The 22564-nt window shown below is 64.6% G+C and carries 19 protein-coding genes and 1 riboswitch; of the genes, 15 read left to right on the forward strand and 4 right to left on the reverse strand.

Going from position 1 to position 22564, the window contains the following annotated elements; translation table 11 throughout:
* Genes LFT43_RS03810 through csrA form a run of 5 tightly spaced genes read left to right on the forward strand, consistent with a single transcriptional unit; the run spans position 1 to position 5222 of the window.
* Positions 1 to 759, forward strand: coding sequence for a flagellar biosynthetic protein FliR (locus LFT43_RS03810; RefSeq protein WP_395801226.1), 759 nt, complete (start codon positions 1 to 3; stop codon positions 757 to 759).
* Complete coding sequence (locus LFT43_RS03815; protein WP_395801227.1) at positions 759 to 1862, forward strand: flagellar biosynthesis protein FlhB; 1104 nt, start codon at positions 759 to 761, stop codon at positions 1860 to 1862. The genes LFT43_RS03810 and LFT43_RS03815 overlap by 1 nt, the downstream gene beginning before the upstream one ends.
* A gap of 55 nt (positions 1863 to 1917) precedes the next feature.
* Entirely contained in the window at positions 1918 to 3966 is a 2049-nt protein-coding gene (locus tag LFT43_RS03820; protein ID WP_395801228.1) for a flagellar biosynthesis protein FlhA, read from the forward strand.
* Entirely contained in the window at positions 3944 to 4969 is a 1026-nt protein-coding gene (locus LFT43_RS03825; protein ID WP_395801229.1) for a hypothetical protein, read from the forward strand. The genes LFT43_RS03820 and LFT43_RS03825 overlap by 23 nt, the downstream gene beginning before the upstream one ends.
* 4 nt (positions 4970 to 4973) lie before the next feature.
* Positions 4974 to 5222, forward strand: a complete 249-nt coding sequence (csrA, locus tag LFT43_RS03830) for a carbon storage regulator CsrA (RefSeq protein WP_395801230.1) — start codon at positions 4974 to 4976, stop codon at positions 5220 to 5222.
* Positions 5223 to 5460: 238 nt separating this feature from the next.
* Here the strand turns inward: csrA and LFT43_RS03835 are convergent, their stop codons facing one another.
* The gene (locus LFT43_RS03835; protein ID WP_395801231.1) at positions 5461 to 6042 is read right to left on the reverse strand and encodes a flagellar protein FlgN; all 582 of its coding nucleotides are present in this window, start codon (positions 6040 to 6042) and stop codon (positions 5461 to 5463) included.
* 190 nt (positions 6043 to 6232) lie between these two features.
* Between LFT43_RS03835 and LFT43_RS03840 the strand changes: the two genes are divergently transcribed.
* Positions 6233 to 7051: a sigma-70 family RNA polymerase sigma factor gene (locus tag LFT43_RS03840; RefSeq protein ID WP_395802876.1), complete on the forward strand. Its 819-nt coding sequence runs from the start codon at positions 6233 to 6235 to the stop codon at positions 7049 to 7051.
* A 17-nt stretch (positions 7052 to 7068) separates the two neighbouring features.
* Here the strand turns inward: LFT43_RS03840 and LFT43_RS03845 are convergent, their stop codons facing one another.
* Both LFT43_RS03845 and LFT43_RS03850 read right to left on the reverse strand, forming a co-directional pair.
* Positions 7069 to 7512 carry a DUF1003 domain-containing protein gene (locus LFT43_RS03845; RefSeq protein ID WP_395801232.1) on the reverse strand — a complete coding sequence of 148 codons (444 nt, stop codon included), beginning with the start codon at positions 7510 to 7512 and terminating at the stop codon, positions 7069 to 7071.
* A gap of 60 nt (positions 7513 to 7572) precedes the next feature.
* Entirely contained in the window at positions 7573 to 9114 is a 1542-nt protein-coding gene (locus LFT43_RS03850) for an MFS transporter (protein ID WP_395801233.1), read from the reverse strand.
* Positions 9115 to 9196: 82 nt separating this feature from the next.
* On the opposite strand from LFT43_RS03850, the gene LFT43_RS03855 reads away from it, so the two are divergent.
* The 9 genes from LFT43_RS03855 (at position 9197) to LFT43_RS03895 (ending at position 21684) form a co-directional block, all read left to right on the forward strand.
* Complete coding sequence (locus tag LFT43_RS03855) at positions 9197 to 9736, forward strand: TetR/AcrR family transcriptional regulator (RefSeq protein ID WP_395801234.1); 540 nt, start codon at positions 9197 to 9199, stop codon at positions 9734 to 9736.
* A gap of 105 nt (positions 9737 to 9841) precedes the next feature.
* Positions 9842 to 9939: riboswitch (glycine riboswitch) on the forward strand.
* Positions 9940 to 10125: 186 nt separating this feature from the next.
* Entirely contained in the window at positions 10126 to 12972 is a 2847-nt protein-coding gene (gcvP, locus tag LFT43_RS03860) for an aminomethyl-transferring glycine dehydrogenase (RefSeq protein ID WP_395801235.1), read from the forward strand.
* 13 nt (positions 12973 to 12985) lie between these two features.
* Positions 12986 to 14119 (forward strand): glycine cleavage system aminomethyltransferase GcvT, encoded by a 1134-nt coding sequence (gcvT, locus tag LFT43_RS03865; RefSeq protein WP_395801236.1) that lies wholly within the window; start codon positions 12986 to 12988, stop codon positions 14117 to 14119.
* A 468-nt stretch (positions 14120 to 14587) separates the two neighbouring features.
* Positions 14588 to 14971, forward strand: a complete 384-nt coding sequence (gcvH, locus tag LFT43_RS03870) for a glycine cleavage system protein GcvH (RefSeq protein ID WP_268024860.1) — start codon at positions 14588 to 14590, stop codon at positions 14969 to 14971.
* Positions 14972 to 15039: 68 nt separating this feature from the next.
* Positions 15040 to 16305: a serine hydroxymethyltransferase gene (gene glyA / locus LFT43_RS03875; RefSeq protein WP_395802878.1), complete on the forward strand. Its 1266-nt coding sequence runs from the start codon at positions 15040 to 15042 to the stop codon at positions 16303 to 16305.
* A 253-nt stretch (positions 16306 to 16558) separates the two neighbouring features.
* The gene (locus tag LFT43_RS03880; protein ID WP_395801237.1) at positions 16559 to 18007 is read left to right on the forward strand and encodes an L-serine ammonia-lyase; all 1449 of its coding nucleotides are present in this window, start codon (positions 16559 to 16561) and stop codon (positions 18005 to 18007) included.
* 130 nt (positions 18008 to 18137) lie between these two features.
* The gene (locus LFT43_RS03885; protein WP_395801238.1) at positions 18138 to 18959 is read left to right on the forward strand and encodes a DNA/RNA non-specific endonuclease; all 822 of its coding nucleotides are present in this window, start codon (positions 18138 to 18140) and stop codon (positions 18957 to 18959) included.
* Between the two features lie 94 nt (positions 18960 to 19053).
* A complete protein-coding gene (locus LFT43_RS03890; protein WP_395801239.1) occupies positions 19054 to 20127 on the forward strand; it encodes a lipid II:glycine glycyltransferase FemX in 1074 nt (357 codons plus the stop codon).
* Between the two features lie 78 nt (positions 20128 to 20205).
* A complete protein-coding gene (locus tag LFT43_RS03895) occupies positions 20206 to 21684 on the forward strand; it encodes a threonine/serine exporter ThrE family protein (RefSeq protein ID WP_395801240.1) in 1479 nt (492 codons plus the stop codon).
* A gap of 37 nt (positions 21685 to 21721) precedes the next feature.
* Here LFT43_RS03895 and LFT43_RS03900 read toward each other — a convergent pair whose 3' ends face one another.
* Entirely contained in the window at positions 21722 to 22561 is an 840-nt protein-coding gene (locus LFT43_RS03900; protein WP_395801241.1) for a siderophore-interacting protein, read from the reverse strand.
* Positions 22562 to 22564 lie beyond the last annotated feature (3 nt).

Raw genomic sequence — 22564 nt, forward strand, 5'->3', positions numbered from 1 at the left:
GTGGAGCTCCCCATCACCCAATCCGGCTTGGAGGTCTTCCTGCTGGCCTCCATCCGGATGACCGCTTTTCTCCTGGTGGCTCCTCCTTTCTCCCACCACGCCATACCGGCACGCGTCAAGGCCATGCTGGGCCTCGGCCTGGGACTGGCCGTGTCCCAGCGGCTCTCGGTGGGCTACACACCCAAGGACACCGCTGGATTCATCACGGGCGTGGTCCTGGAGCTGGTGACGGGACTGGTCCTGGGCTTCCTCGTTTCCCTGGTCTTCGCGGCTATCCAGTCGGCAGGCAGCCTGCTGGACCTTTTCAGCGGCTTCCAGATGGCCCAGGGCTTCGATCCGCAGATGATGGTCAATGGCGCCCAATTCACCAGATTGATGCAAATGGCCGCGCTCGCGCTCCTCTTTGCCTCTGACGGTTACCAATTGGTGATCGGCGGCCTGACCGGGAGTTTCACCGCATTGCCGCTGGCCGGAGGTGTGGACCTGGCGCAGCCTGTGCAAGCCATGGTCTCCGCTGTCACCGGAATGTTCCTTTCGGCGGTGCAAATCGCCGGGCCCCTGTTGGTTGTCCTGGTTCTCGCCGACGTCGGACTTGGCCTCCTCACCCGCGTTGCCCCCGCCCTCAATGCCTTCGCCCTCGGTTTCCCGCTCAAGATCTTCATCACCCTGGCGCTCGCCGGGTTCCTCTTCCTGGCCCTGCCACGGCTCGTGGCCATGCTCGCCGAACAAACGGCAAACACGCTGATGGGGGTGGGCTGATGTCTGATTCACAGGAAAAAACCGAGCAGGCCACCGACAAACGAATGCGGGAAGTCCGTTCCAAGGGGCAGCTTTCCCGTTCGCAGGACCTCACCGCCTGGCTCGCCGTCGGTTCCGCCGCAGCCATGATTCCATCGACTATCGAGCGGGCCTCCAACGCCGCGGCGGACCAGTTGTTCAGCGTCCGCAGCGCCATTGCCCACCCCGAGCCCGCCAAGGCCGTCGCAGCCCTTGAAGCCGGGTTCGGTTCGTTGGCCCAAGTGTTGGGGCCTTTGTTCGTGGTTGTCATGGTGGTGGTCTTGGCGGGATCAGCGCTGCAGGGCGGCATCCACTTCAAGAAGTTCCGGGCAGAGTTTGAGCACTTCAACCTGGTTAGTGGCGTCAAACGGATCTTCGGCGGCCAGGCGCTGTGGGGCGGCCTCAAAGCGCTGCTGAAGACCGCCGTCGTCGGCCTTGTCTTGTACGCGGTGGTGCAGGGCCTCATCCCCGTGCTGCTTACCGCCGGGGGCCTGCCGGTGTCCGGCGTCCTTTCCGCGGCGGCAGGCGGCATCGGGTCCCTGATCGAGTTCGCCGTGCTGGCGGGCCTGACCCTGGCGGCCGTGGACATCTTCGTGGTCATGCGCCGCAACCGCAAGAAGACGCGCATGTCCAAGAAGGAAATCAAGGACGAAAACAAGAACAGCGACGGCGATCCCCTCATCAAGTCGCAGCGCCGCTCGCGCCAACTGACCATGAGCCGCAACCGCATGATTGGCGCCATCGCAGACGCCGACGTCGTTCTCGTCAACCCGACGCACGTCGCCGTTGCGCTGAAGTACGACGCCGGCAAAGCGGCACCACGCGTCGTGGCCAAGGGAGTGGGGGTCATCGCTGCCCGCATCAGGGAAGAGGCGGAGGCGAAATCGGTTCCGATGGTCCAGGACATCCCGCTGGCAAGGGCGCTGCACTCGGCCTGTGAGCTGGGCCAGGAAATCCCCGTGGAGCTGTACCGGGCCGTGGCGGGAGTCCTGGCGTTCGTGATGTCGCTCAAAGCCAGGGGAGCGGCGCGCGGAATGCACTGCATGCCGGGCGGTGCCGGTGCTCCGGCAGGAGCCTCCGCATGAGCCACAGCATCCAAGCCAAGACCAGCAGACACTTCATCCCGGACAGGACACAGCAATGAACAACAGATTCGCCAGGCTCACCGTGCCAGTGGGAATCGTGGGCATCGTGCTGCTGCTGGTGGTTCCCGTTCCGGCTCCGTTGCTGGACTTCCTGATCGTCTGCAACATCCTCCTGGCCCTGCTGATCCTCCTCACCAGCATGTTCGTCAAGAAGCCGCTGGACTTCTCGGTGTTCCCGTCCTTGTTGTTGGTGGCCACGCTGTTCCGGCTGGGACTCAACGTCGCCTCAACACGGCTGGTGCTGGGGCAGGGCTTCGCCGGACAAGTGATCGACGCCTTCGGCAAGGTCACTGTGGGCGGTTCCATGATCATCGGCGCCGTGGTGTTCCTGATCCTGGTGGTCATCCAGTTCGTGGTGGTCACCAAGGGCGCCGAACGCGTGGCCGAGGTCGGGGCAAGGTTCACCCTCGACGCCATGCCCGGCAAGCAGATGGCCATTGACGCGGACCTCAATGCCGGCCTCATCACCGATGCGCAGGCCCGCAAGCGCCGGGCCGAGGTGTCCGCCGAGGCCGACTTCTACGGTGCCATGGACGGTGCCTCGAAGTTCGTCAAGGGCGATGCCATCGCAGGCATCATCATTATCATCATCAACTTCGTGGGCGGCATCGCCATCGGTGTGCTGCAGCGCGGCATGAATGCGGGCGATGCACTCAACTCCTATGGACTTCTGACCATGGGCGACGGGCTCGTCACGCAGATCCCGGCACTCCTCATGGCCGTGTCCACGGGCATGATCGTCACCCGGTCCAATGCCGAGGAGGACATGGGCCGCACGGCGTCCTCGCAGCTCATGCAGTCGCCCAACGCGATGCTCATCGCAGGACTTGCCGCAGTGGCCATGGCGTTGATCCCCGGCATGCCCATCCTGCCGTTCCTGCTGGTGGGTGCCTTCCTGCTGTTCGCTTCCAGGCGCTTGGCAGCGCAGCAAAAGAAGCAGCTCGAGGAGCAGGACGCCGAGGAAGCAGCCAGCCTGAGCGCAGAAGAAGACCCCAACGAGCGGCTCATGCAGGACATGCGCATCCACCCCGTGGAGATCCTGTTGGCTCCGGACCTTGTGGACATGGTCTCCGGCGCCTCGGACGATCTCCTGGCCCGCGTGCGCTCGCTGCGCCACAAGATCGCCATGGAGTTGGGGATCGTGATCCCGCCCGTCCGCACGCGCGACAACGTGGAGCTGCCACCGGCGAACTACGCGATCCGCATTGCCGGCGTCGAAGCAGGACGCGGAACAGCGCCGTCGGGCAAGTTGCTCGCCCTCGGCGACTACCTTGATGCCCTGCCGGGCATCTCCACCGTGGAACCGGTCTTCGGTCTGGCCGGAAAGTGGATTCCCACCGAAATGCGGCACAGCGCCGAAATGACCGGCGCAACCGTGATCGACCGGGTTTCCGTGTTGGTGACGCATTTGTCATCGATCGTCTCCGCCAACGCCGCAAGGCTCCTCACACGCGAGGACGTCCGCGTGCTGACGGAAGGCGTGCGCAAGCAGAGCCCTGCCGCCGTCGAGGAACTCATACCCGGTCTGATGTCCCTTGCCGAAGTGCAGCGGGTGCTGCAAGGCCTCCTCGAAGAACAGGTTCCCATCAACGACCTTCCGCGGATTTACGAGGCACTCGCCCTGCGCGCCAAGGTTTCCACCGAACCCGAGGCGCTGGTGGAAGCCGCCCGGCAATCCCTGGGACCCGCGCTCGCAGCCAAGTTCCTGGACGGCGCGGTGCTCAATGTGATCATGATCGATCCGCTCCTGGAACAATCCATGCTCGAAGACATGCGCCCGGCGGAAGGAGGCACCCAGATCGTCATGAGCCAAGCGCGCCTGGACGCCGTCCTGGCCTCCGTGAAGAGTTCCGTGGAAACGGCGGCGGATGCCGGACGACAAGCCGTTTTGGTGTGCGCCCCGGCGTTGCGGCCCGCTGTCCGGCGCCTCGTGGCGGCTCCCGACGGTGGCGTCCCCGTGCTGTCGTACCGTGAAGTGACGAGCGCCAATATCCAAATTGAAACCGTGGGGGTGGTCCGCCATGCCGAAGCAATACAAGCTTAAGGGCGCATCCTTGGAGGCCATCCGCGAGAAGGCCGAGCAGCAGTACGGGCCCGGGGCGCGGATCGTCTCCGCCGAGAGAGTCACCAACCCGGGAATCGCCGGGCTCTTCGCCGCTAATCGCTATGAGGCAACCGTCGAGGTACCGGCCGGGAGTCCGGCCGTCGTTCCGGGCGTGGCTGGGGACGGCGAGGAACGGACGACGCCGCGGCCCCACCTTGGCGGGGCAGCGCACTTTGGCGGGGCGGGGCACTTTGCCGGGGCAGACCACGCGTTGCAAGGGCCCGCGATCGCGGCGCTGCTTGAGCAGGCCGATGCGGCTGAAATGGACCTCCACCGGCCAGCGGCAGCAGTTTCGACCGACTCGCCGGACTTCGCTGGGCTCTTGGATCAGCTAGGCAAGGAGCTCCAGTCAGCGGCAACTGAACCGCGTCCCCAAGGGATGCTGACCGCATTGCCGGCCGGCGCCGTCGGGCACGCTGTCCCAGTGCCAGTGCCAGTGCCATTAGCCGGCAGCGGCAACCTCATCATCCTGCTGGGCCTCGGCGACGACGCCTTGGGCCCCGCGTTGGAGATGTCGATCGCGGAGGGCGGCTCCGACGTCCGGACGGCGGGGGAGTTGACGGCGTTCGGGCACCTCCACGTGGAGGGGCGTCAGGGGGCGACGGCGGCCCGCGCCCAAGCGGTGCTCACTGGCCAAACCGTGCTCGTAGCGTATGGACTCGGCCGGCCAAGCGAAGCCGTGACGCATGCGGCGCACATCGCCGGCCTCGCCGCAGACCAGCTGTGGTTGGTCGCCGATGCCAGACGGAAGGCGGAAGACACGCAGGGCTGGGTGCGGGCACTTTCCGCAGCCTTGGCCGCCGAGCGGTCTTCGCTCGATGCGCTGGCCGTTTTCGGTGCGGCGGAGACCGCGAGTCCGGAGACGGTCAATGAACTCGGCCTTCCCATCGGCTGGGTGGACGGCAAGCCCGCCCGCGTCGCGGTGTTTGGAAAGGTAGATTGAGAGCATGCTGGTACTGACACGCAAGCCGGGCGAACAGATCATGATTGGTGATGACATTGTCATCACCGTCATGGAGGGCCGTGGCGACGGCGTGCGGATCGGGATCGAGGCGCCCCGCGGGGTGTCCATCCAGCGTCGCGAAGTGGTTGAAGCGATCGCCGCTGCCAATCTCGCGGCAGCGAAGGCCGGCCCCGAGGCCGAGGAACTCCTTGCCGGGCTGCGACCGCCTGGATCACGACGAAACCCAGATTAGTACAGGGGGCCCGGAAGGCGCGTGGAGGCTCGACGGCGGCCCGCAAGCTAGTCCCGACGCTCGCTCACCTTTGAGGCAAAAACCACCGATCCTCCTGCACACCTTCCGCAGAAGGATTCGCCGTTCAACCCCCAAAGGTGCAGGAGCATCGGCTCACGTTCCGCTTTATCTGCAGGAGCGTCGGACGAAAAGGTATCAAAGGTGAGCGAGCGTCCTAGGGGCGGCCAAGTATGAAGCGCTAAGCCAAGCCGAGGAACTCTTCGAGGAGCGGCAGCGAACAATCCCTCGTCACGGCCAGGGCCCGTTCGATATTGGCGTTTTCCGCCAGCAGCACCACATCATCCGCGGCGTTGGCTGTGTCGGCCGAGGCCTCCGCTGCCGATCCATCCGGGGCCAAAACGTCCCCGGCTCCGCTTGGCCCCATCAGGAGTGCCGAGATGTTGGCGGCGACGGCAGACTCGACTTGCTTAAGCAGCAGCACCATGCCGTGGTGGTGTCCCTGAAGTAGTTCCGGCCAGATTCCGGGCGGCGCCGCGGAGGCGATCACGGGCAGGGTTGCGTTCGCCGGCACACGCCATTCGATTGCGACGGCTGAAGACTCGATGTTCCGGGCGAGGGTGTCGAACCGAAGGTTTTCCAGAACCTTTTCCACGTCAGGGGCAGTGAATTTCAGCCAATGCCAATTCCCTGCCCGCACGTGCAGCAGCTGTGTTTCGAGCCGGAACAACAGCAGTTCCAGCTGCCTCCGCTCGCGCCACAGCGTCGCTGACAGTTCATCCGCCCCCACGGTTCCCCATTCCCTGGTTTGGCCTGCGAACATGCTTCCGAGGCCCGTTTTGCATCTTTTTCATGAGCGTACACGCATTGTTATTTTCCAGATGGTATGTTCACTGAATACGTGTCTGTTCCAGGTAATCTTTGGCCCGCCGCATCGTCTCAGCAGCTCGCCCGGGGAACCCTGAAATCAGGCTTTTGCAACTCAATAATCCGGTCTCATGGGGGGACTAACTTTGAATCGCGAAGAACGCAACGAGTTGGTGGTTCAGCACTTACCACTCGTTGGCTACTTGGTGTCGGAGCTCTGCGCGAGAGCTTCTCATTTGTCGCGCGACGATTTCGCGTCGGTAGGATCCGTGGCGTTGATAACGTCTGCCGATTCCTTCGATCCGAACCTCGGAGTCCCATTCGGCGCCTTTGCGCGCCGCCGGATCGTCGGAGCGTTTGCGGACGAGATGCGGGCTAGCGACTGGGCTACCCGCTCGGCGCGCAAACGCATCAAAGAAACCATGTCGGTCCAAGAAACCCTGTCGGGCGTCCTTGGCCGTACGCCTACTGTGGCGGAAACAGCGTCAGCCCTCGGCGTCGAACGCAGCGTGGTGGAGGCCGCCCTCGCGGATGCCGCCCGGACGCTGTCGCCGCTGGACGACGTCGTGGTGGACACCGTCGCCGCGGACACTGTCTCCCCGGAACACTCGGTCCTGGCCGATGAACGCCTCAAGTACCTCCGCGCCGCCGTCGAGGCCCTCCCGGAAAAGATGCGCTACGTCGTCGAGGAGATCTACTTCGCCGGGAGGACCGTCAAGGAGCTCGCCGAAGAGCTTGGCTCCACTCACGCTGCGGTGTCCCAACAGCGCGCTGAAGGTATCCGGCTTATGCGTGATGGACTCTCTGCGCACTACGCTGACGATCCCGAGCAAGTCTTCGAGCCGCAGTCGCGGATTACTGCCCGACGCCGGCACGACTACCTCTCGACACTCGCCACCGCGACCCTGGGCGGAATTACGCGTGGTTTCAATTCGCATGATGCTGCGTTGAACCGCGCCGTCTAGTTTGCGGCGGGCTAACCTCAGCGCGCCGTTGGCGGGACGGCAACGGCGTCCGAATCAGGACTGATCCTGCGAAGCTCATGCAGGATTTCCAGCTGTTGTTTGTTGATCTTCAACAGCAAGCCAATGTCAGCCCGCGCTGCGAGGTCTGTGTCGTAGTCGTGTTGGGCCATAGCGGCCGCAATCGCATCCTGGCGTTTGGCGGCGATCAAGAGGATCGCTCCCTGAAGCCCGGCCAGCATGGACAGGAACAGGTTCAGCAGGATGAAGGGGTAGGGGTCCCAACCGTTGCCGGGCAGGACCCACGTGTTGATAGCCGCCCACACAAGCATGAAGAAGATGAAGCCGCCCACGAACGGCCAGCTCCCCATCCCATTGCGCATGATATCCGCGGCTCGCTGACCTGAGCTCAATGTTGCTTTGTGTTCGGCGTGCCAGGTGGACCTTTGCTCAGCTGTGCTCATGGGCCCAGCCTAGCTGTGGGTCCGGGCGGACCCTGCCAGCAGCCTGCTTCACCTGACGGCCTACTTCGCGGTCGGCACGCGGCGGAGTGCGACGGCGGCAAGGACTGCCGCTCCCGTCATCAGTACCAGCCCGATCGCCGCGGTGATGTGGACGCCCGATTCGAAGGCGGTGCGCGCCGCGGCGGTCAGGGCTCCGGCCAGCGGCTGGGGCAGTGTCGCGGCGATGTCCACCGCTCCGGCGAGCGTCTCCCTCGAGCGCTCGGCAGCATGGCCGGACAGTTCAGCGGGAAGAAGCAAATGATGCTGGTAGGACGCCGTCAGGATCGAGCCAAGGACTGCCGTGCCCAGCAGTGAGCCGAGTTCGTAGCCTGTCTCGGAGATCGCCGAGGCCGCGCCGGCCTTGTCGGCAGGAACGGCGCCCAGGATGAGGTCGTTGGAGATGGTCTCCGCCGATCCAACCCCGATGGCCAGCAGCAAGAGTGCCGTCAAAAGGTACCCCGGGCCCTGGCCATGGTTGCCAAAGGCGGCCACGAGATAACCCACGGCGCTCAACGCCAGGCCGGATGCCACCACCAGTCCCGGGCGGATCCGCTTGACCAGGGGAACCACCACCATGCCCGCCACGATGGTGGCCAGCAGTGCCGGAACCATGGCGATTCCTGCCTCCATGGGGGACTGGCCCTCCACAAGCTGCAAGTGCTGCGCGAAGAAGTAGATGAAGCCCGTCATGGAAAACAGGGACAGGACGTTGGCGATGATGGCTATGCTGAACACCTTGTTCCCAAAAAGCCGCACGTCCAGCATGGGCGACGCCAAGGAGCGCTGCCTGCGGACAAAGGTGACTCCCATGGCCAGGCCGAACGCCATGAAGGCTGCGGGGGCCGGGCCGAAGCCGTGCACAGCGACCTCCTTGATGCCGTAAACCACCGGTGCCATGGCCAGGACGGACAGCGCGATACTAGGAACGTCAGGCTTGCCCGGATTGCGATCCTTGGACTCGGGAATCAGGAACGGGCCGAAGGCAAGCAGGGGCAGCAACAGCGGCACGGCCACCAGGAACACGGCTCCCCACCAGAAGTGTTCCACGAGCCAGCCACCGAAGATCGGACCGAGCGCGGCGCCGCCGGAGAATCCCGCGGCCCACACCGCAATGGCAAGCCGGCGGCGGTTCGGGTCCGGGAAGATGTTGCGGATCAAGGAGAGTGTGGACGGCATGAGCATGGCTCCGAAGATGCCCAGGCCGGCGCGTCCCGCAATGAGCCATTCGGCCGACGGGGCGAACGCGGTGGCCGCGGAAACGGCGGCGAAGCCCGTGCTGCCGATCAGGAGCAAGCGGCGGCGGCCGATCCTGTCTCCCAGGTTGCCCATGGATACCAGCAATGCCGCCAGCACCAGCGCATAGGCATCCACAATCCAGAGCAGCTGCACGCCCCCGACCTCCAGCGTCCGGGCGATTTCCGGCAGGGCAAATGTCAGCGCGGTATTGTCCACAGCCACCAGCAGCACAGGGAACATCAAGAGCGCCAGGGCAGTCCAATCGCGCCACGGGGCGGATTGGGTGGACGGGGTGCGGGGGTACTGGGTTGTGGACGGGCTGAACATGAACGTAACTGTACCGTCTGGACGGTATAGTTACAATCTGCGTATCGAGACTGACATATCCAACTAGGGGATGATGGACACCATGCCGCGAAAACCTATTGCCCGGGACGCTGTCCTGGATGCCTTTGAAGCCCTGCTGATCGAGGTGGGGGAGCGGGCTGCCACGCTCGACGCCGTCGCCAAACGCGCAGGAGTCTCCAAGGGCGGCCTGCTCTACCATTTCCCCAACAAGGAAGCAATGATCGGCGCGCTGCTGGAACGCATGGACACGCTCGCCGCAATGGACATCGAGGCGATGAAGGCGGCTCCCGAGGGCGCCTCCGCATTCTTCATCAAGTCCTCGCTTTGGGCCGATACCCCCATGGACAGGGTGTTCGTGGCCGCTACGCGGCTCGCGGAGGTGGCTCACGAGGAAACCCGGAGGCGCTTCGCCGGCATCCAGCAACAATGGCTGGATGTGCTCGCCGAGGAAGTGGGTCCGGAGATGGCCAAGGCGGTCCGGTATATGGGCGATGGGCTCTACTTCAACGCAATGCTTGAAGGCGGTCCGGGAGCCAATGCGAGCGAGAGGAACGCCGACGTCGGTGCGCTGCTGGCCGCCGTCGAACGCCTCCGTGACTGAGCGCGCGCGGAACATTTGCGGACGGGAGCAGTCCATAGGACAATTGACAGTTGTGGCAGCCGTCACCGGCAACCACGATCCGATTCACACAACTGAATACGCCTTTGATCTGCGGCGGGAGAGTCCTGCAGGCAAGTGATGCAGGCGCCGTAGGAGCAAATCCTCCCCAGGAATCTCTCAGGCCCACGCACCGCCGCGGCAAGGCAACTCTGGAAAGCAGCACGCTGCCCTCTGGTGTCCTAGACACCGGAACACGCTGTGCTCACCGACGGTGCAAGCGAAACAGTGCCATAAGCACGGATCGCGGAAACTCTCAGGTCCAATACAGAGCGGGGAGGAACCCGATTAGCTGTGGCGTACCCACGCCGCCTTAGTAATGGAGTTCCTTCGTGACGGTTAGTTCAACCTCCACCACGTTCGTTGACCGGCATATCGGCGCCCGTCGCCAGGCCGACATTGACATCATGCTCAAGTCTGTTGGTTACGACAGTGTCGATTCGCTCGTGGACACCGCGGTTCCCAATGACATCCGCCAGGACGTCGCCCTGACGCTCCAGAACGCCCTCAGTGAGGTGGAAGTTCTGGCTGAACTTCGCAAGCTGGCGGCCAAGAACAAGACGGCCGTGCAGATGATCGGCCAGGGCTACTACGACACCGTCACTCCGCCGGTGATCCGCCGCAACATCCTCGAATCCCCAGCCTGGTACACCGCCTACACCCCGTACCAGCCGGAAATTTCCCAGGGCCGCCTCGAAGCCCTGCTGAACTTCCAGACCATGGTCCAGGACCTGGTAGGCCTGCCCATCGCCAACGCCTCCCTCCTGGACGAGGCCACGGCCGTCGCCGAGGCAGTCCTCATGATGCGCCGCGCCAACAAGAACAAGACGGCCCATGACGGCAAGACTGTCCTCGACGTCGACTGCCTCCCGCAGACCATCGCAATCGTGAAGGGCCGCGCCGAGGCGTTGGGCTTCGAGGTCGAGATCGCAGACCTGTCCCAGGGCCTGCCCGACGGCGACATCAACGGCATCGTGCTGCAGCAGCCGGGCGTTTCCGGTCGTGTGTTCGACCACTCCGCCGTGATCGCTGCCGCCAAGGAACGCGGCGCCCTCGTCACCGTCGCCGCGGACCTCCTCGCCCTCACGCTGATCACGCCTCCGGGCGAGCAGGGCGCCGACATCGCCGTCGGCTCCACCCAGCGCTTCGGCGTTCCGTTGTTCTTCGGCGGCCCGCACGCCGCCTACATGGCCGTTCAGAAGGGCCTCGAGCGCTCGATGCCGGGCCGCTTGGTGGGCGTTTCCAAGGACGACGCCGGCACTCCCGCCTACCGCCTGGCGCTGCAGACCCGCGAGCAGCACATCCGACGCGAGAAGGCCACGTCCAACATCTGCACCGCGCAGGCCCTGCTTGCCATCGTCTCCTCGATGTACGCCGTCTACCACGGCCCCGACGGCCTGAAGGCGATCGCCGAAACCGCCCACAACCACGCCCGCACGCTCGCCGCGTCCCTCAAGACCGCCGGCCTTGAGGTCCTGCACGGCAGTTTCTTCGACACCGTCACCGTCCGCGTCCCCGGGACGGCCGCCGAGATCGTTGCCGCCGCCGAGGCCAAGGGCATCAACCTACGCGGCATCGACGCTGACACGGTCGGCGTCTCCGTTGATGAAACGACGACGACGGCGATCCTCGCCGATGTCGCTGCTGTCTTCGGTGCTTCGCTCGCGGAGTCACTCGAGGGCTTCGGTCTGGAGGCCGCGGTCGGGCGTTCTTCGGACTACCTTCAGCACCCGGTGTTCAACACGCACCGTTCCGAAACCCAGCTGCTGCGCTACATCCGCAAGCTCTCGGACCGCGACCTCGCACTGGACCGCACTATGATCCCGCTGGGTTCGTGCACCATGAAGCTGAACGCCACCGCCGAGATGGAAGCGATCTCCTGGCCGGAATTCGCCTCGATCCACCCGTTTGCCCCCGATTCCCAGACCGAGGGCTGGCGTGAACTGATCACGGACCTGGAATCCCAGCTGACCGAGATCACCGGTTACGACCAGGTCTCCATCCAGCCCAACGCCGGTTCCCAGGGCGAGCTCGCGGGCCTGCTGGCAATCCGCGGCTACCACCACTCCCGCGGCGAGGCCCAGCGCAACGTCTGCCTGATCCCGGCTTCGGCGCACGGCACCAACGCCGCCTCGGCAGTGCTGGCCGGCATGAAGGTGGTGGTCGTGGCCACGGCTGCCGACGGCACCATCGACCACGTGGACCTGCAGGCCAAGATCGAGGCCAACAGGGACGTCCTCTCGGCCATCATGATCACCTACCCGTCCACCCACGGCGTGTACGACGCCGACGTGCGGGAAGTCTGCGACTCCGTGCACGCAGCCGGCGGCCAGGTGTATATCGACGGCGCGAACCTGAACGCCCTGGTGGGCCTGGCCCAGCCGGGCAAGTTCGGCGGCGACGTGTCCCACCTGAACCTGCACAAGACCTTCTGCATCCCGCACGGCGGCGGCGGACCGGGCGTCGGTCCGGTCGCGGCCAAGGCGCACCTGGCCCCGTTCATGCCCGGCAATGCCGCGGCTTGGGCCGAAGGCAACGACGTGCCCATTTCGGCATCCCGCTTCGGTTCGGCCGGTGTCCTGCCGATCTCCTGGGCGTACGTGAAGCTCATGGGCGGCGAAGGCCTCACCGAGGCCACCAAGTCCGCGCTGCTTGCCGCGAACTACATCGCCTCCCGCCTCAACGAGTACTTCCCGGTCCTCTACACAGGCGAAGGCGGACTCGTGGCCCACGAGTGCATCCTGGACCTGCGTGAACTGACGGCCCGCACGGGCGTTACCGCCGAGGATGTGGCCAAACGCCTCATCGACTACGGTTTCCACGCCCCGACGCTGGCGTTCCCGGTGGCCGGCACCCTGATGGTGGAGCCGACGGAGTCCGAGGACCTTGGCGAGATCGACCGCTTCATCGAAGCCATGATCACCATCCGCAAGGAAATCGACCAGGTCGCGAATGGCGATTTCACAGTGGAGAACAGCCCGTTGCGCCACGCACCGCACACTGCGGCCGCCGTCGTGAGCTCTGACTGGAACCGCGAATACTCCCGCGAGCAGGCCGTCTTCCCCGTCCACCACCTCAAGCAGGACAAGTACTTCCCGCCCGTAGGCCGCATCGACGGCGCCGCAGGCGACCGTAACCTGGTCTGCTCCTGCCCTCCGATCGAAGCCTTCGAGAACTAAAGGAATCCTCACGATGACTGAGAACTACACTGCGCTCTACGAAGAGCACAAGAATCTCGGCGCTTCCTTCACCGATTTCGGTGGCTGGCAGATGCCGCTGAAATACTCCTCCGAACTGGCCGAGCACCACGCCGTCCGCCAGTCCGCAGGCCTGTTCGACCTCTCCCACATGGGCGAAGTCTGGGTCACCGGTCCGGGCGCTGCGGCCTTCCTCGATTACGCCCTGGTCGGCAAAATTTCGGCCATGTCGGTTGGCAAGGCCAAGTACTCGCTGATCTGCCAGGAAGACGGCGGCATCATCGACGACCTCATCACGTACCGCCGTGGGGATTCCAAGTTCCTGGTGGTTCCGAACGCCGGCAACGCCAAGGTTGTTGTCGGGGCTCTGGCGCAGCGTGCCGTCAACTTTGACGTTGTCGTCGAGGACGCCTCGGCGGCCACCGCTCTGATCGCCGTCCAGGGCCCCAAGGCGGAAGAGATTCTCCTCCGTTTGGTCCCGGCCGAGCAGCACGCCCTCGTCACCGAGCTCAAGTACTACGCCGCCGTCGAGGTGCCCTTCACCTTTGCCGGGAACACCGTGGAACTTCTGCTCGCGCGCACTGGCTACACCGGTGAGGACGGCTTCGAAATCTTCGTGGACAACGGTGCCGCTTCCGCCCTGTGGCAGTCCATCGCAGCCGCTGCCGAGGACGGCGAGCTGATCCCCGCCGGCCTTGCTTCCCGCGACTCCCTGCGTCTCGAAGCTGGAATGCCGCTCTACGGCAACGAGCTCTCCCGTGAAGGCAACCCCTTCGCGGCAGGCTTGGGCCCGGTAGTTTCGCTGGCCAAGGAAAGCGACTTCGTGGGCCGTTCCGCCTTGGAAGCCTTGAAGGCCGAGGGGGCCGGTTCCACCAGCGGCCGCAAGCTGGTTGGTCTCAAGGGTCTGGGCCGCCGCGCCGGCCGCAGCCACTACCCGGTTCTCAAGGACGGCGTGGTGGTCGGCGAAGTCACCTCCGGCCAGCCCAGCCCCACCCTCGGCTACCCGGTCGCGCTGGCCTATGTCGACGTCGAACACGCTGAGCCCGGCACGGCCCTGGACGTAGACCTGCGAGGCAAGTCCGAGCCGTTCGAAGTCGTGGCACTGCCTTTCTACAAGCGGGCTAAGTAAGTCTCGGCTGGCTCGCGATCCCGGGGTGGCTGGGAGCCGCGGGACGGAAGAATCCTCCGCGTGCTCGGTCGCGAAGACGCCCGCTGAGCGGACGTGACGCTCCCTTAGACGCACGCTTCCGGATCCTCCCGGCCAGCGGCGGCTCTCAGCTCGCCTCGGATTCGGTTTCGGTCCCGCACCTTTGGCTCGCTTTCGAAAGCCAAAGGTGCTGGATAATAAGCCACCTACCGCAGGTTGGGCCCACGGAAACTGAATCGGCCTACGAGAACCACGGGTCACCGACAAAACCCGAAAGGCCAGCGTTCTTTTCCGGAACTGATGGCCCCGAAAACTGAACATGCCTCTAGCGGTGGGGGAGCGGCATCCGGCAGCGTGCGTCAAAGCGACGAAGGAGCAGCACGCAGAGGATGGCGGCCCCCGCCGCGTAACCTGACCACAACTGTTTTAGACCAACGCAAAGGAAAAAACATGGCAAAAGTTGCACCTGAACTGCAGTACTCCGACGAGCACGAGTGGGTTGCTCGCGAAGCCGGGAACCTTGTTTCCGTCGGTATCTCCGCCGTGGCCACTGACGCCCTCGGCGATATCGTGTACGTTGACTTGCCCGAGGTCGGTTCGGCTGTGACTGCGGGGGAGACCTGTGGCGAAGTTGAGTCCACCAAGTCCGTCTCGGACCTGTACTCCCCGGTGACGGGCGAGGTCACGGAAGTGAACTCCGCCGTCGTCGACGATCCTGCCCTGATCAATAATGATCCGTATGGCGCAGGCTGGCTCTTCAAGGTGGCCGCCGAGTCCGACGGTCCGCTGCTCTCCGCAGAGGAGTACGCTTCCAAGAACGGTGGCGAGCTGTGAGCGCCGCAACCGGGGCCGCAGGCACCGAGAACGCTGTGTTCGAGCAGGTAGTGTCGCCGAGCCTGGACATGCTGTTGTCCGAGCTCGATCCGGAGATCGCCGCGAAGATCGACGACGAGCTGAACCGTCAGCGTTCGGGCCTGGAAATGATCGCGTCCGAGAACCACACCGCGGTGGCTGTCATGCAGGCGCAGGGTTCCGTGCTGACCAACAAGTATGCCGAGGGCTACCCGGGCAAGCGCTACTACGGTGGCTGCGAGCACGTGGACGTTATCGAGCAGCTCGCGATCGATCGGGTGAAGGCCCTCTTCGGTGCCGAGTACGCGAACGTGCAGCCGCACTCCGGTGCACAGGCGAACGCTTCGGTAATGCACGCCCTCATCAAGCCGGGCGACACCATCATGGGCCTGAACCTGGCGCACGGCGGGCACTTGACCCACGGCATGCGGATCAACTTCTCCGGCCGCCTTTACAACGTCGTGCCGTACCAGGTCCGCGAAGAGGACCACCGGATCGACATGGCCGAGGTGGAGCGCCTGGCCCTGGAGCACAAGCCGGCGCTGATCGTTGCCGGTTGGTCCGCGTATGCGCGCCAGCTGGACTTCGCCGAGTTCCGCCGGATCGCCGACCTGGTGGGCGCGTACCTCATGGTGGACATGGCGCACTTCGCCGGCCTGGTGGCCGCCGGCCTGCATCCGTCCCCGGTCCCGCACGCCCACGTGACGACGTCAACGACACACAAGACCCTCGCCGGTCCGCGCGGCGGCATCATCCTCTCCAACGACGCCGACATCGCCAAGAAGATCAACTCGGCTGTCTTCCCAGGCCAGCAGGGTGGTCCGTTGGAGCACGTGATCGCCGGTAAGGCCGTGGCCTTCAAGATCGCCGGTTCGGAGGAGTTCAAGGAGCGCCAGGAGCGTGTCCTGGCCGGTGCCCGGATCCTGGCCGAGCGCCTCATCCAGCCCGACGTCACGGCCAAGGGGATCTCCGTGATTTCCGGTGGCACGGACGTGCACCTGGTGCTCGTGGATCTGCGTAACTGCGAACTCGACGGCCAGCAGGCCGAGGACCGCCTCGCTGCGATCGACATAACTGTCAACCGCAACGCGGTTCCGTTCGACCCGCGCCCGCCTATGGTGACCTCCGGTCTGCGGATCGGCACCCCGGCACTGGCAACGCGCGGTTTCGGTGAGGCAGCGTTCCGCGAGGTTGCGGACATCATCGCCGAGGCACTGATCGCCGACGCCGACGCGGACCTCTCCGGCTTGCGTCACCGCGTGGAGGCCCTCGCCGCCGCGCACCCGCTCTACCCGGGCGTTGCGAACCTCAGCTGAGGTTCTCCGCGGCTGGCTCCGGGACCGGGTTGGTTCCGGAGCCAGCTCACCTCGGCCGTTGGGGCCGACATCCTCCGCGTGCTCGGTCGCGTAGACGCCCGCTGAGCGGACGTGACGCTCCCTTAGACGCACGCTTCCGGATGCCGGCCCCAAAGGGACCCCCGGCAGGACCCTCTGCCGGATGTCGGTCCCGAAGGGGCCGCGCTACTCACCTCCCCACCGTCCCCGATCACTCACCTAGTTAGGAACCGACATGGCTGTTGGCGTCTTCGATCTTTTCTCTATCGGGATTGGTCCTTCGAGTTCGCATACCGTGGGGCCGATGCGTGCCGCGGCCGTGTTCGCGGGCGAACTCAAGGATTCCGGTGCGCTTGAGCGTGTGGCATCCCTGCGCGTTGATCTGTATGGCTCGCTGGCGGCCACGGGCCGTGGTCATGGCACCATGACCGCTGTGCTGCTGGGCCTGGAGGGCTACCACCCCGAGGAGATCCTCCCCGAGGAGGTGGAGGAACGGCTCGCCTCGATCGCCGAAACCGGTACATTGAACCTGGGCGGCGCCGTCCGTCCCGACGGCGGCCCGGGTTCCGGAGTGCCGCTGCCGTATGGGGAGGCGGACATGATCCTGCACCCGCTCACGGTCCTGCCCCGGCACACGAACGGGATGAAGTTCTCCGTCTCCGACGCCGGGGGCGAGGTGCTGCACGAGGCTACGTTCTTCTCTGTGGGCGGCGGGTTCATCGTCCGGGAAGGCGAGGAAGACGCGGCGCAGAAGGAACTGGAGGAGTCCAAGAAAGAACTCCCGCTTCCTTTCCGCACCGCCGCGGAGCTCATGGGCCGCTGTTCCTCCAAGGGGCTTGGCATTTCGGACATCATGTTCATCAACGAACGCGCCTCCCGGACCGAGGAAGAAATCCGCGAAGGCCTGCTACACATCTACTCCGTCATGGAGGAATGCGTCGAAACGTCCCTGAAGCGCGAAGGCGTGCTGCCCGGCGGGCTGAAGGTCCGCCGTCGGGCCCCGGACTGGCACGAGAGGCTCCTGAAGGAAACCAAGGACCAGGATCAGGATCCTGAATACCGCGACCCCAAGTACTGGCAGGAATGGGTGAACCTGATCGCACTGGCCGTGAACGAGGAGAACGCCTCCGGCGGGCGCGTGGTCACCGCACCGACAAATGGTGCGGCGGGGATCATCCCCGCCGTGCTGTACTACGCCCTGCACTTCGCCCCCGGCATGGACAAAGCCACCCAGCAGGACCGCGACGACGTGGTGGTGAAGTTCCTGCTCGCCGCGGGCGCTGTCGGGGTGCTTTACAAGGAACAGGCCTCGATTTCCGGGGCCGAGGTCGGCTGCCAGGGCGAGGTCGGCTCGGCGTCCTCGATGGCCGCCGCGGGCCTGGCCGAGGTCATGGGCGGCTCCCCGGGACAGGTGGAGAACGCGGCCGAGATCGCGATGGAACACAACCTGGGCCTGACGTGCGATCCGATCGGCGGGCTCGTGCAGATCCCGTGCATCGAACGCAACGCGATCGCCGCGGCGAAGGCCATCAACGCCGCGAAGATGGCGCTCTGGGGCGACGGCACCCACCGGGTGTCCCTGGACGAGGTCATCGTGACCATGCGCGAAACCGGCAAGGACATGTCCTCCAAATACAAGGAAACCGCCATGGGAGGCCTCGCCGTCAACGTCGTCGAGTGCTGACGGGCGTCTGTAGCGGCTTCACCCCGAAGGACCGCGGCCCGGCCTGTGCGTCCGTCACCGATAATCGATCGGGCTTGTCTTACTCAGCCGATGTCTGTTCACTGTCGGACCCCAGTGCCATCATGTACCCATGAGCGGGGGATACAGCAGTGAATTTTTGCGGGCAGGCCTTGAGCTTCCCAGTCCGTCGGAGACGACGATTCTTCTTGATTACACGCACTTTTCGGTGCGGTTCCGTCCTGACCGCAGGCTGGCCGCAATTGTGGCCGTGAACATCGAGGGCAGCCAATTGGACCCCTTGGCACGCGAAGGAACCTGGCATTTCGATTCCAGGGTCCCCGAAGAGCAGCAGGCCGGTCCGGACGTCTATGCGAACAATGCCTTCGACCGTGGACATCTTGTGCGCCGGTTGGACCCCGTATGGGGGGATCCGGCTACGGCCAAGACCGCCAACCAGGAAACGTTCGTGTTCACCAACGCGGCACCCCAGATCGATAAATTCAACCAAGGCAAGCAATTGTGGTCAGGACTTGAGGACCACGTTCTTGGCCATGCCGGCGCCTTCGGTGCCAGGATGAGCGTCTTTACGGGACCGGTCTTCCGGGATGACGACCCTCCCTACCGCGGTGTGCACGTGCCGCGGAAATTCTGGAAGATTGCCGCGTGGACCAACGACGCCGAACTCGGTGCCGCCGGCTTCGTGGTGGATCAGACCCCCCTGCTGGACGAGGTGGAGATGGAGAAGGTCACCAAGGAACGCCTTCTCGCCGAAGAACCGCCGCCGCTGGGGCCATTCCGCACATTCCAGGTGCCCATCAAGGAGATCGAGGACGTCACCGGGCTGTCGCTCGACATTCTCGTCAACGCCGATCGCCTCGCCAAGGGCCAGCGGGAGCTCGGGGAGAAACCGAAGGCAATCCACCTGGAGGCAATGGAACAGATCAGGCTGTAGCTCATCCTGGGGGCCGATAGACTTGAGCCTGAACGCCTGCGCCGCGCACCGGTGCATGCTGCCTCAAGTACGCAACTGATTGGACACGGCCCCCTTGCGAGAATTTACCGCACGCTTTGCCACCGCCGAGGAAATCGAACACTGGGACAAACACGTCACGGCCAATCCCAACGGCGGCAACCTGCTCCAATCCGAGGCATTCGCGGACGTGAAACAACATTTCGGCTGGAAGCCCCTGCACCTCGTCTACGAAACCCAGGACTACAGCAGCTACAACTTGGTCCTGGAGAAATCGTTTCCGTTGCTCGGCAAGCTCTGGTACCTCATCAAGGGTCCGGACGTCGCCGGGGTCGAGGACATTCCGGGGATCATCAAGGCCAACCAGGAATTCGTGAGGCGGGACAAGCTCGGGGTGTTCGCCGTCAAGATCGAGCCGGACATTGTCCTCAGCGACGACGCCCGCGCCACGATCGAGGCCACTGGTGTGGTCAAGACCCCCAACTTGCAGCCGAACGACTCCACAGCCCTGCTGGATATTTCCCCGGAGGAGAACCAGCTACTGCGTAACCTCCATTCCCGCGGACGCAACGCCGTCCGCCGGGCTATCCGTGAAGGCGTCGAAGTCCAGACCATGGAGCCCACGGAAGAGAATTTCCGTTCCATGTATGCGCTGATGACCAACACCGTTGAGGCGAAGTCCCAGGTGCGGGTCCGCGAATTTGGGTACTACCGCCAGTTCTGGACCAATTTCATCGACCGTGGCCAGGGCCGGCTCCTGTTCGTCTTCGAAAACGGTGTCCCGTCCGTGGGGGCCTTCGTCATCAACTACGGCCGGAAAGGCACGTACAAGGACGGCGGTTCGCTGCAGAAGCGCTCGCAGTACGGCGACTCGCATTTGGTTCAGTGGACGGCTATCAACCAGGTCAAGGAACTGGGCTGCACCGAATACGATTTCTGTGGCACTCCTCCCGCGGATCGGCTCAAGGACACCTCGCACCCGTTCCACGGACTCGGCCTCTTCAAGACCAGCTTCAGCAAGACCGTCACCGACTTCGTAGGCTGCTACGACCAAGTCATCAGCCCGCTGAAATACAAGCTTTGGACCGCTGCCGGAGAACGCGTCGCCCGGCAGATCTACACCCGCCGGACGGGCCAGCAGTTCTACTAGAATCGCAGCGCTGCCCCGTCAATCGCTTGTGGAACACCCAATATTTGGAGGAGCCCCGCCCTTTGGAGGAATACCCGCGTGACTGACCGCCCCGACAACAGGCCCAACACGGACGGCTTGCCCAAGACGCAGCCGCTGAAGCCATCGCAGGTGCGCCAGAATGTCAACGCCAAACGCATGCTTCGCAGGCTCGTGCAGGGCGAGAATCCTCCCACCGCCCCCATGAGCATCGTGGACCGCCTGGCGGGCAGCCCCTACGCCAACCCCACCATCCAAGTGGGCGGGGTAGACGCTTCGGCCCGCAAGACCATCGATTTCGCGCTGCACATGGCCGAATCCATGTTTCGTTACGGAGCCGGTGCCCTGGAAGTCGAGACCAGCATCATCGCGGTCACGGCTTCACTCGGTTTGAAGAACATCGAAGTCGACATCACCAACCAGTCGGTCCAGATCAACTATGCGCCCAAGGACCAGACCCCGCTCACCTTGCTCCGGGTAGTCCGCTCTTGGACCAACAACTATGCGGGTCTGGCCCAGGTGCACCAGCTCGTCACGGACATCGTGGCAGGCGGCGTGGGCAGGGCAGAAGCCGTTCGCCGGTTGGATGACATCATCCGGAGCAGCAAGCCCTACCCGCGGTGGATCGTCACCATGGCGTACGGCGTCTTCTCCGCTGTTTTCGTCGGCGTACTGGGAGGCGGACTGGGAGCGTCCTCCCTGGCCTTCGTTTCCAACATGCTCATCAACCTCATGGCCCGGCAATTAGGCAAATGGCGTACGCCGGACTTCTTCGTGACGGCCGCCTGCTCCTTCCTGGTCACGTTTATCGCGTTCATGCTCCGCTGGGCAGGGGCAGACATCCCGCCATCCATCGTCGTGGCGGGCGGCATCCTCCTGCTGTTGCCAACGGGTAGGCTCGTCTCTTCGGTGCAAGACGCCATCAACGGATTCCCGGTCACGGCGGCGGGACGTTTCCTGTCCACCATCCTGACCTTCGGCGCGATCGTCGCCGGGATCGCCGTCGCGGTGGTTGTTGGCGACCTCTCGGGAAGCGTCGCGATCGATGTCACCCAAACATTCCCCGAGGCGTATCCGTTGTGGGGCCAGGCGATCCTGATCGCCGTGGCCGTCATTGCCATCGGCATCACCGAACAGACCCTGCTCAAACTACTGCTCCCGACGGCGGCGGTGGGCTTGGTGGGTTACTTCGTCTTGTGGGGGGCATCCAATCTCGGCCTCGGAGACCGGCTCTCGCCTGCGATTTCCGCCGTGATCATCGGCTTGTTGGCGCGCATGGTGGCGCTCAAACTCGGTGCACCGCAATTGGTGGTGGCCGTCCCTGCGGCCCTCATCCTGCTGCCCGGCCTGAAGATATTCCGGTCCATGTATGTGTTGACGGTCCAGGAAGCGGACGTCTTGCTGGGCTCGGGTGGCATGCTCAACGCGGGCGCAATCGTGCTCGGTGTGGCTGCGGGAATTGTACTGGGCGACAATCTGGCCCGCCCCTTGACCAAGGGACTGGCCAGCAACGAGCGTCGCCGCGTCCGCAGACGCTAAGCCGCGGGGGCCGTCAGAGCCCCCAAAGCGCGAGGCTCTAGATCTGCCCGATCGGGAGTTTCTTTTCCGCCTGGAAATCGTCCTCCACGCGACCCTGGGCCCAGTATCCGGAGAGCGATACCTGGGAACGCTCCAGCCCACGCTGCTTGAAGAAAATGTCCCGCAGACCCTTCATGTAGCCGCGTTCACCATGTGCAAACACATCGACCCGGCCGGGCAGCCACTCTGCCTCGCCCAAGGCATCGAGCAAGATCGAACTCGATCCTGCCGTGACTCCGGAGCGAAACAGCCAGCGCAGCTCCAAGCCGTCGGGAGCCGCGATATCAAGGATGTCGGCGTCGCTGTCGACCTCAAGGAAAGCAAGGCCCCTGGCCCCGGCCGGCAGGGATTCGATCGACGCGGAAATCGCCGGGAGCGCGGCGTCATCGCCCGCGAAAAGGTACCAGTCGGCGTCGGGCGCTGGGTTGTAGGCGCCGCCCGGCCCGGTGAAGACCAGTGCGTCGCCGGGCTGGGCAGCCAGGGCCCATGGGCCCGCAAGGCCCTCATCGCCGTGGACCACAAAGTCGATTGCAAGTTCCTGGGCCGCTACGTCCACCCAGCGGATGGTGTAGGTGCGGGTGTACGGCCATTGCTCCCGCGGCATGGTCTCGCGGATAGCCCAGAGATCCAGCGGCAGCTCGTAGTCGACGCCGGGCTGCGGGAACACGATCTTCACATACCGGTCCACGAAGGCGTTGTTCGCGTAACCGGCAAATCCAGGTCCACCTGCAATGATGCGCACCATGTGGGGCGAAAGTTGCTCCGTGCGCAGCACTGTCAGGTTCACCTGGGGGCGGGTATTGCGGGACGCAGACGACGTCGCGGGCAAGGATGTCATGTA

The sequence above is a fragment of the Arthrobacter sp. FW306-04-A genome (genome assembly GCF_044358315.1).
In the GTDB taxonomy this organism is placed as follows: domain Bacteria; phylum Actinomycetota; class Actinomycetes; order Actinomycetales; family Micrococcaceae; genus Arthrobacter.

Excerpts from the sequence above, each read along its gene's own strand:
- LFT43_RS03815 (WP_395801227.1), top strand. The coding sequence starts at position 759 with ATGTCTGATTCACAGGAAAAAACCGAGCAGGCCACCGACAAACGAATG.
- LFT43_RS03820 (WP_395801228.1), top strand. The coding sequence starts at position 1,918 with ATGAACAACAGATTCGCCAGGCTCACCGTGCCAGTGGGAATCGTGGGC.
- LFT43_RS03825 (WP_395801229.1), top strand. The coding sequence starts at position 3,944 with ATGCCGAAGCAATACAAGCTTAAGGGCGCATCCTTGGAGGCCATCCGC.
- csrA (WP_395801230.1), top strand. The coding sequence starts at position 4,974 with ATGCTGGTACTGACACGCAAGCCGGGCGAACAGATCATGATTGGTGAT.
- LFT43_RS03835 (WP_395801231.1), bottom strand. The coding sequence starts at position 6,042 with ATGTTCGCAGGCCAAACCAGGGAATGGGGAACCGTGGGGGCGGATGAA.
- LFT43_RS03845 (WP_395801232.1), bottom strand. The coding sequence starts at position 7,512 with ATGAGCACAGCTGAGCAAAGGTCCACCTGGCACGCCGAACACAAAGCA.
- LFT43_RS03850 (WP_395801233.1), bottom strand. The coding sequence starts at position 9,114 with ATGTTCAGCCCGTCCACAACCCAGTACCCCCGCACCCCGTCCACCCAA.
- LFT43_RS03855 (WP_395801234.1), top strand. The coding sequence starts at position 9,197 with ATGCCGCGAAAACCTATTGCCCGGGACGCTGTCCTGGATGCCTTTGAA.
- gcvT (WP_395801236.1), top strand. The coding sequence starts at position 12,986 with ATGACTGAGAACTACACTGCGCTCTACGAAGAGCACAAGAATCTCGGC.
- gcvH (WP_268024860.1), top strand. The coding sequence starts at position 14,588 with ATGGCAAAAGTTGCACCTGAACTGCAGTACTCCGACGAGCACGAGTGG.
- glyA (WP_395802878.1), top strand. The coding sequence starts at position 15,040 with ATGCTGTTGTCCGAGCTCGATCCGGAGATCGCCGCGAAGATCGACGAC.
- LFT43_RS03880 (WP_395801237.1), top strand. The coding sequence starts at position 16,559 with ATGGCTGTTGGCGTCTTCGATCTTTTCTCTATCGGGATTGGTCCTTCG.
- LFT43_RS03885 (WP_395801238.1), top strand. The coding sequence starts at position 18,138 with ATGAGCGGGGGATACAGCAGTGAATTTTTGCGGGCAGGCCTTGAGCTT.
- LFT43_RS03900 (WP_395801241.1), bottom strand. The coding sequence starts at position 22,561 with ATGACATCCTTGCCCGCGACGTCGTCTGCGTCCCGCAATACCCGCCCC.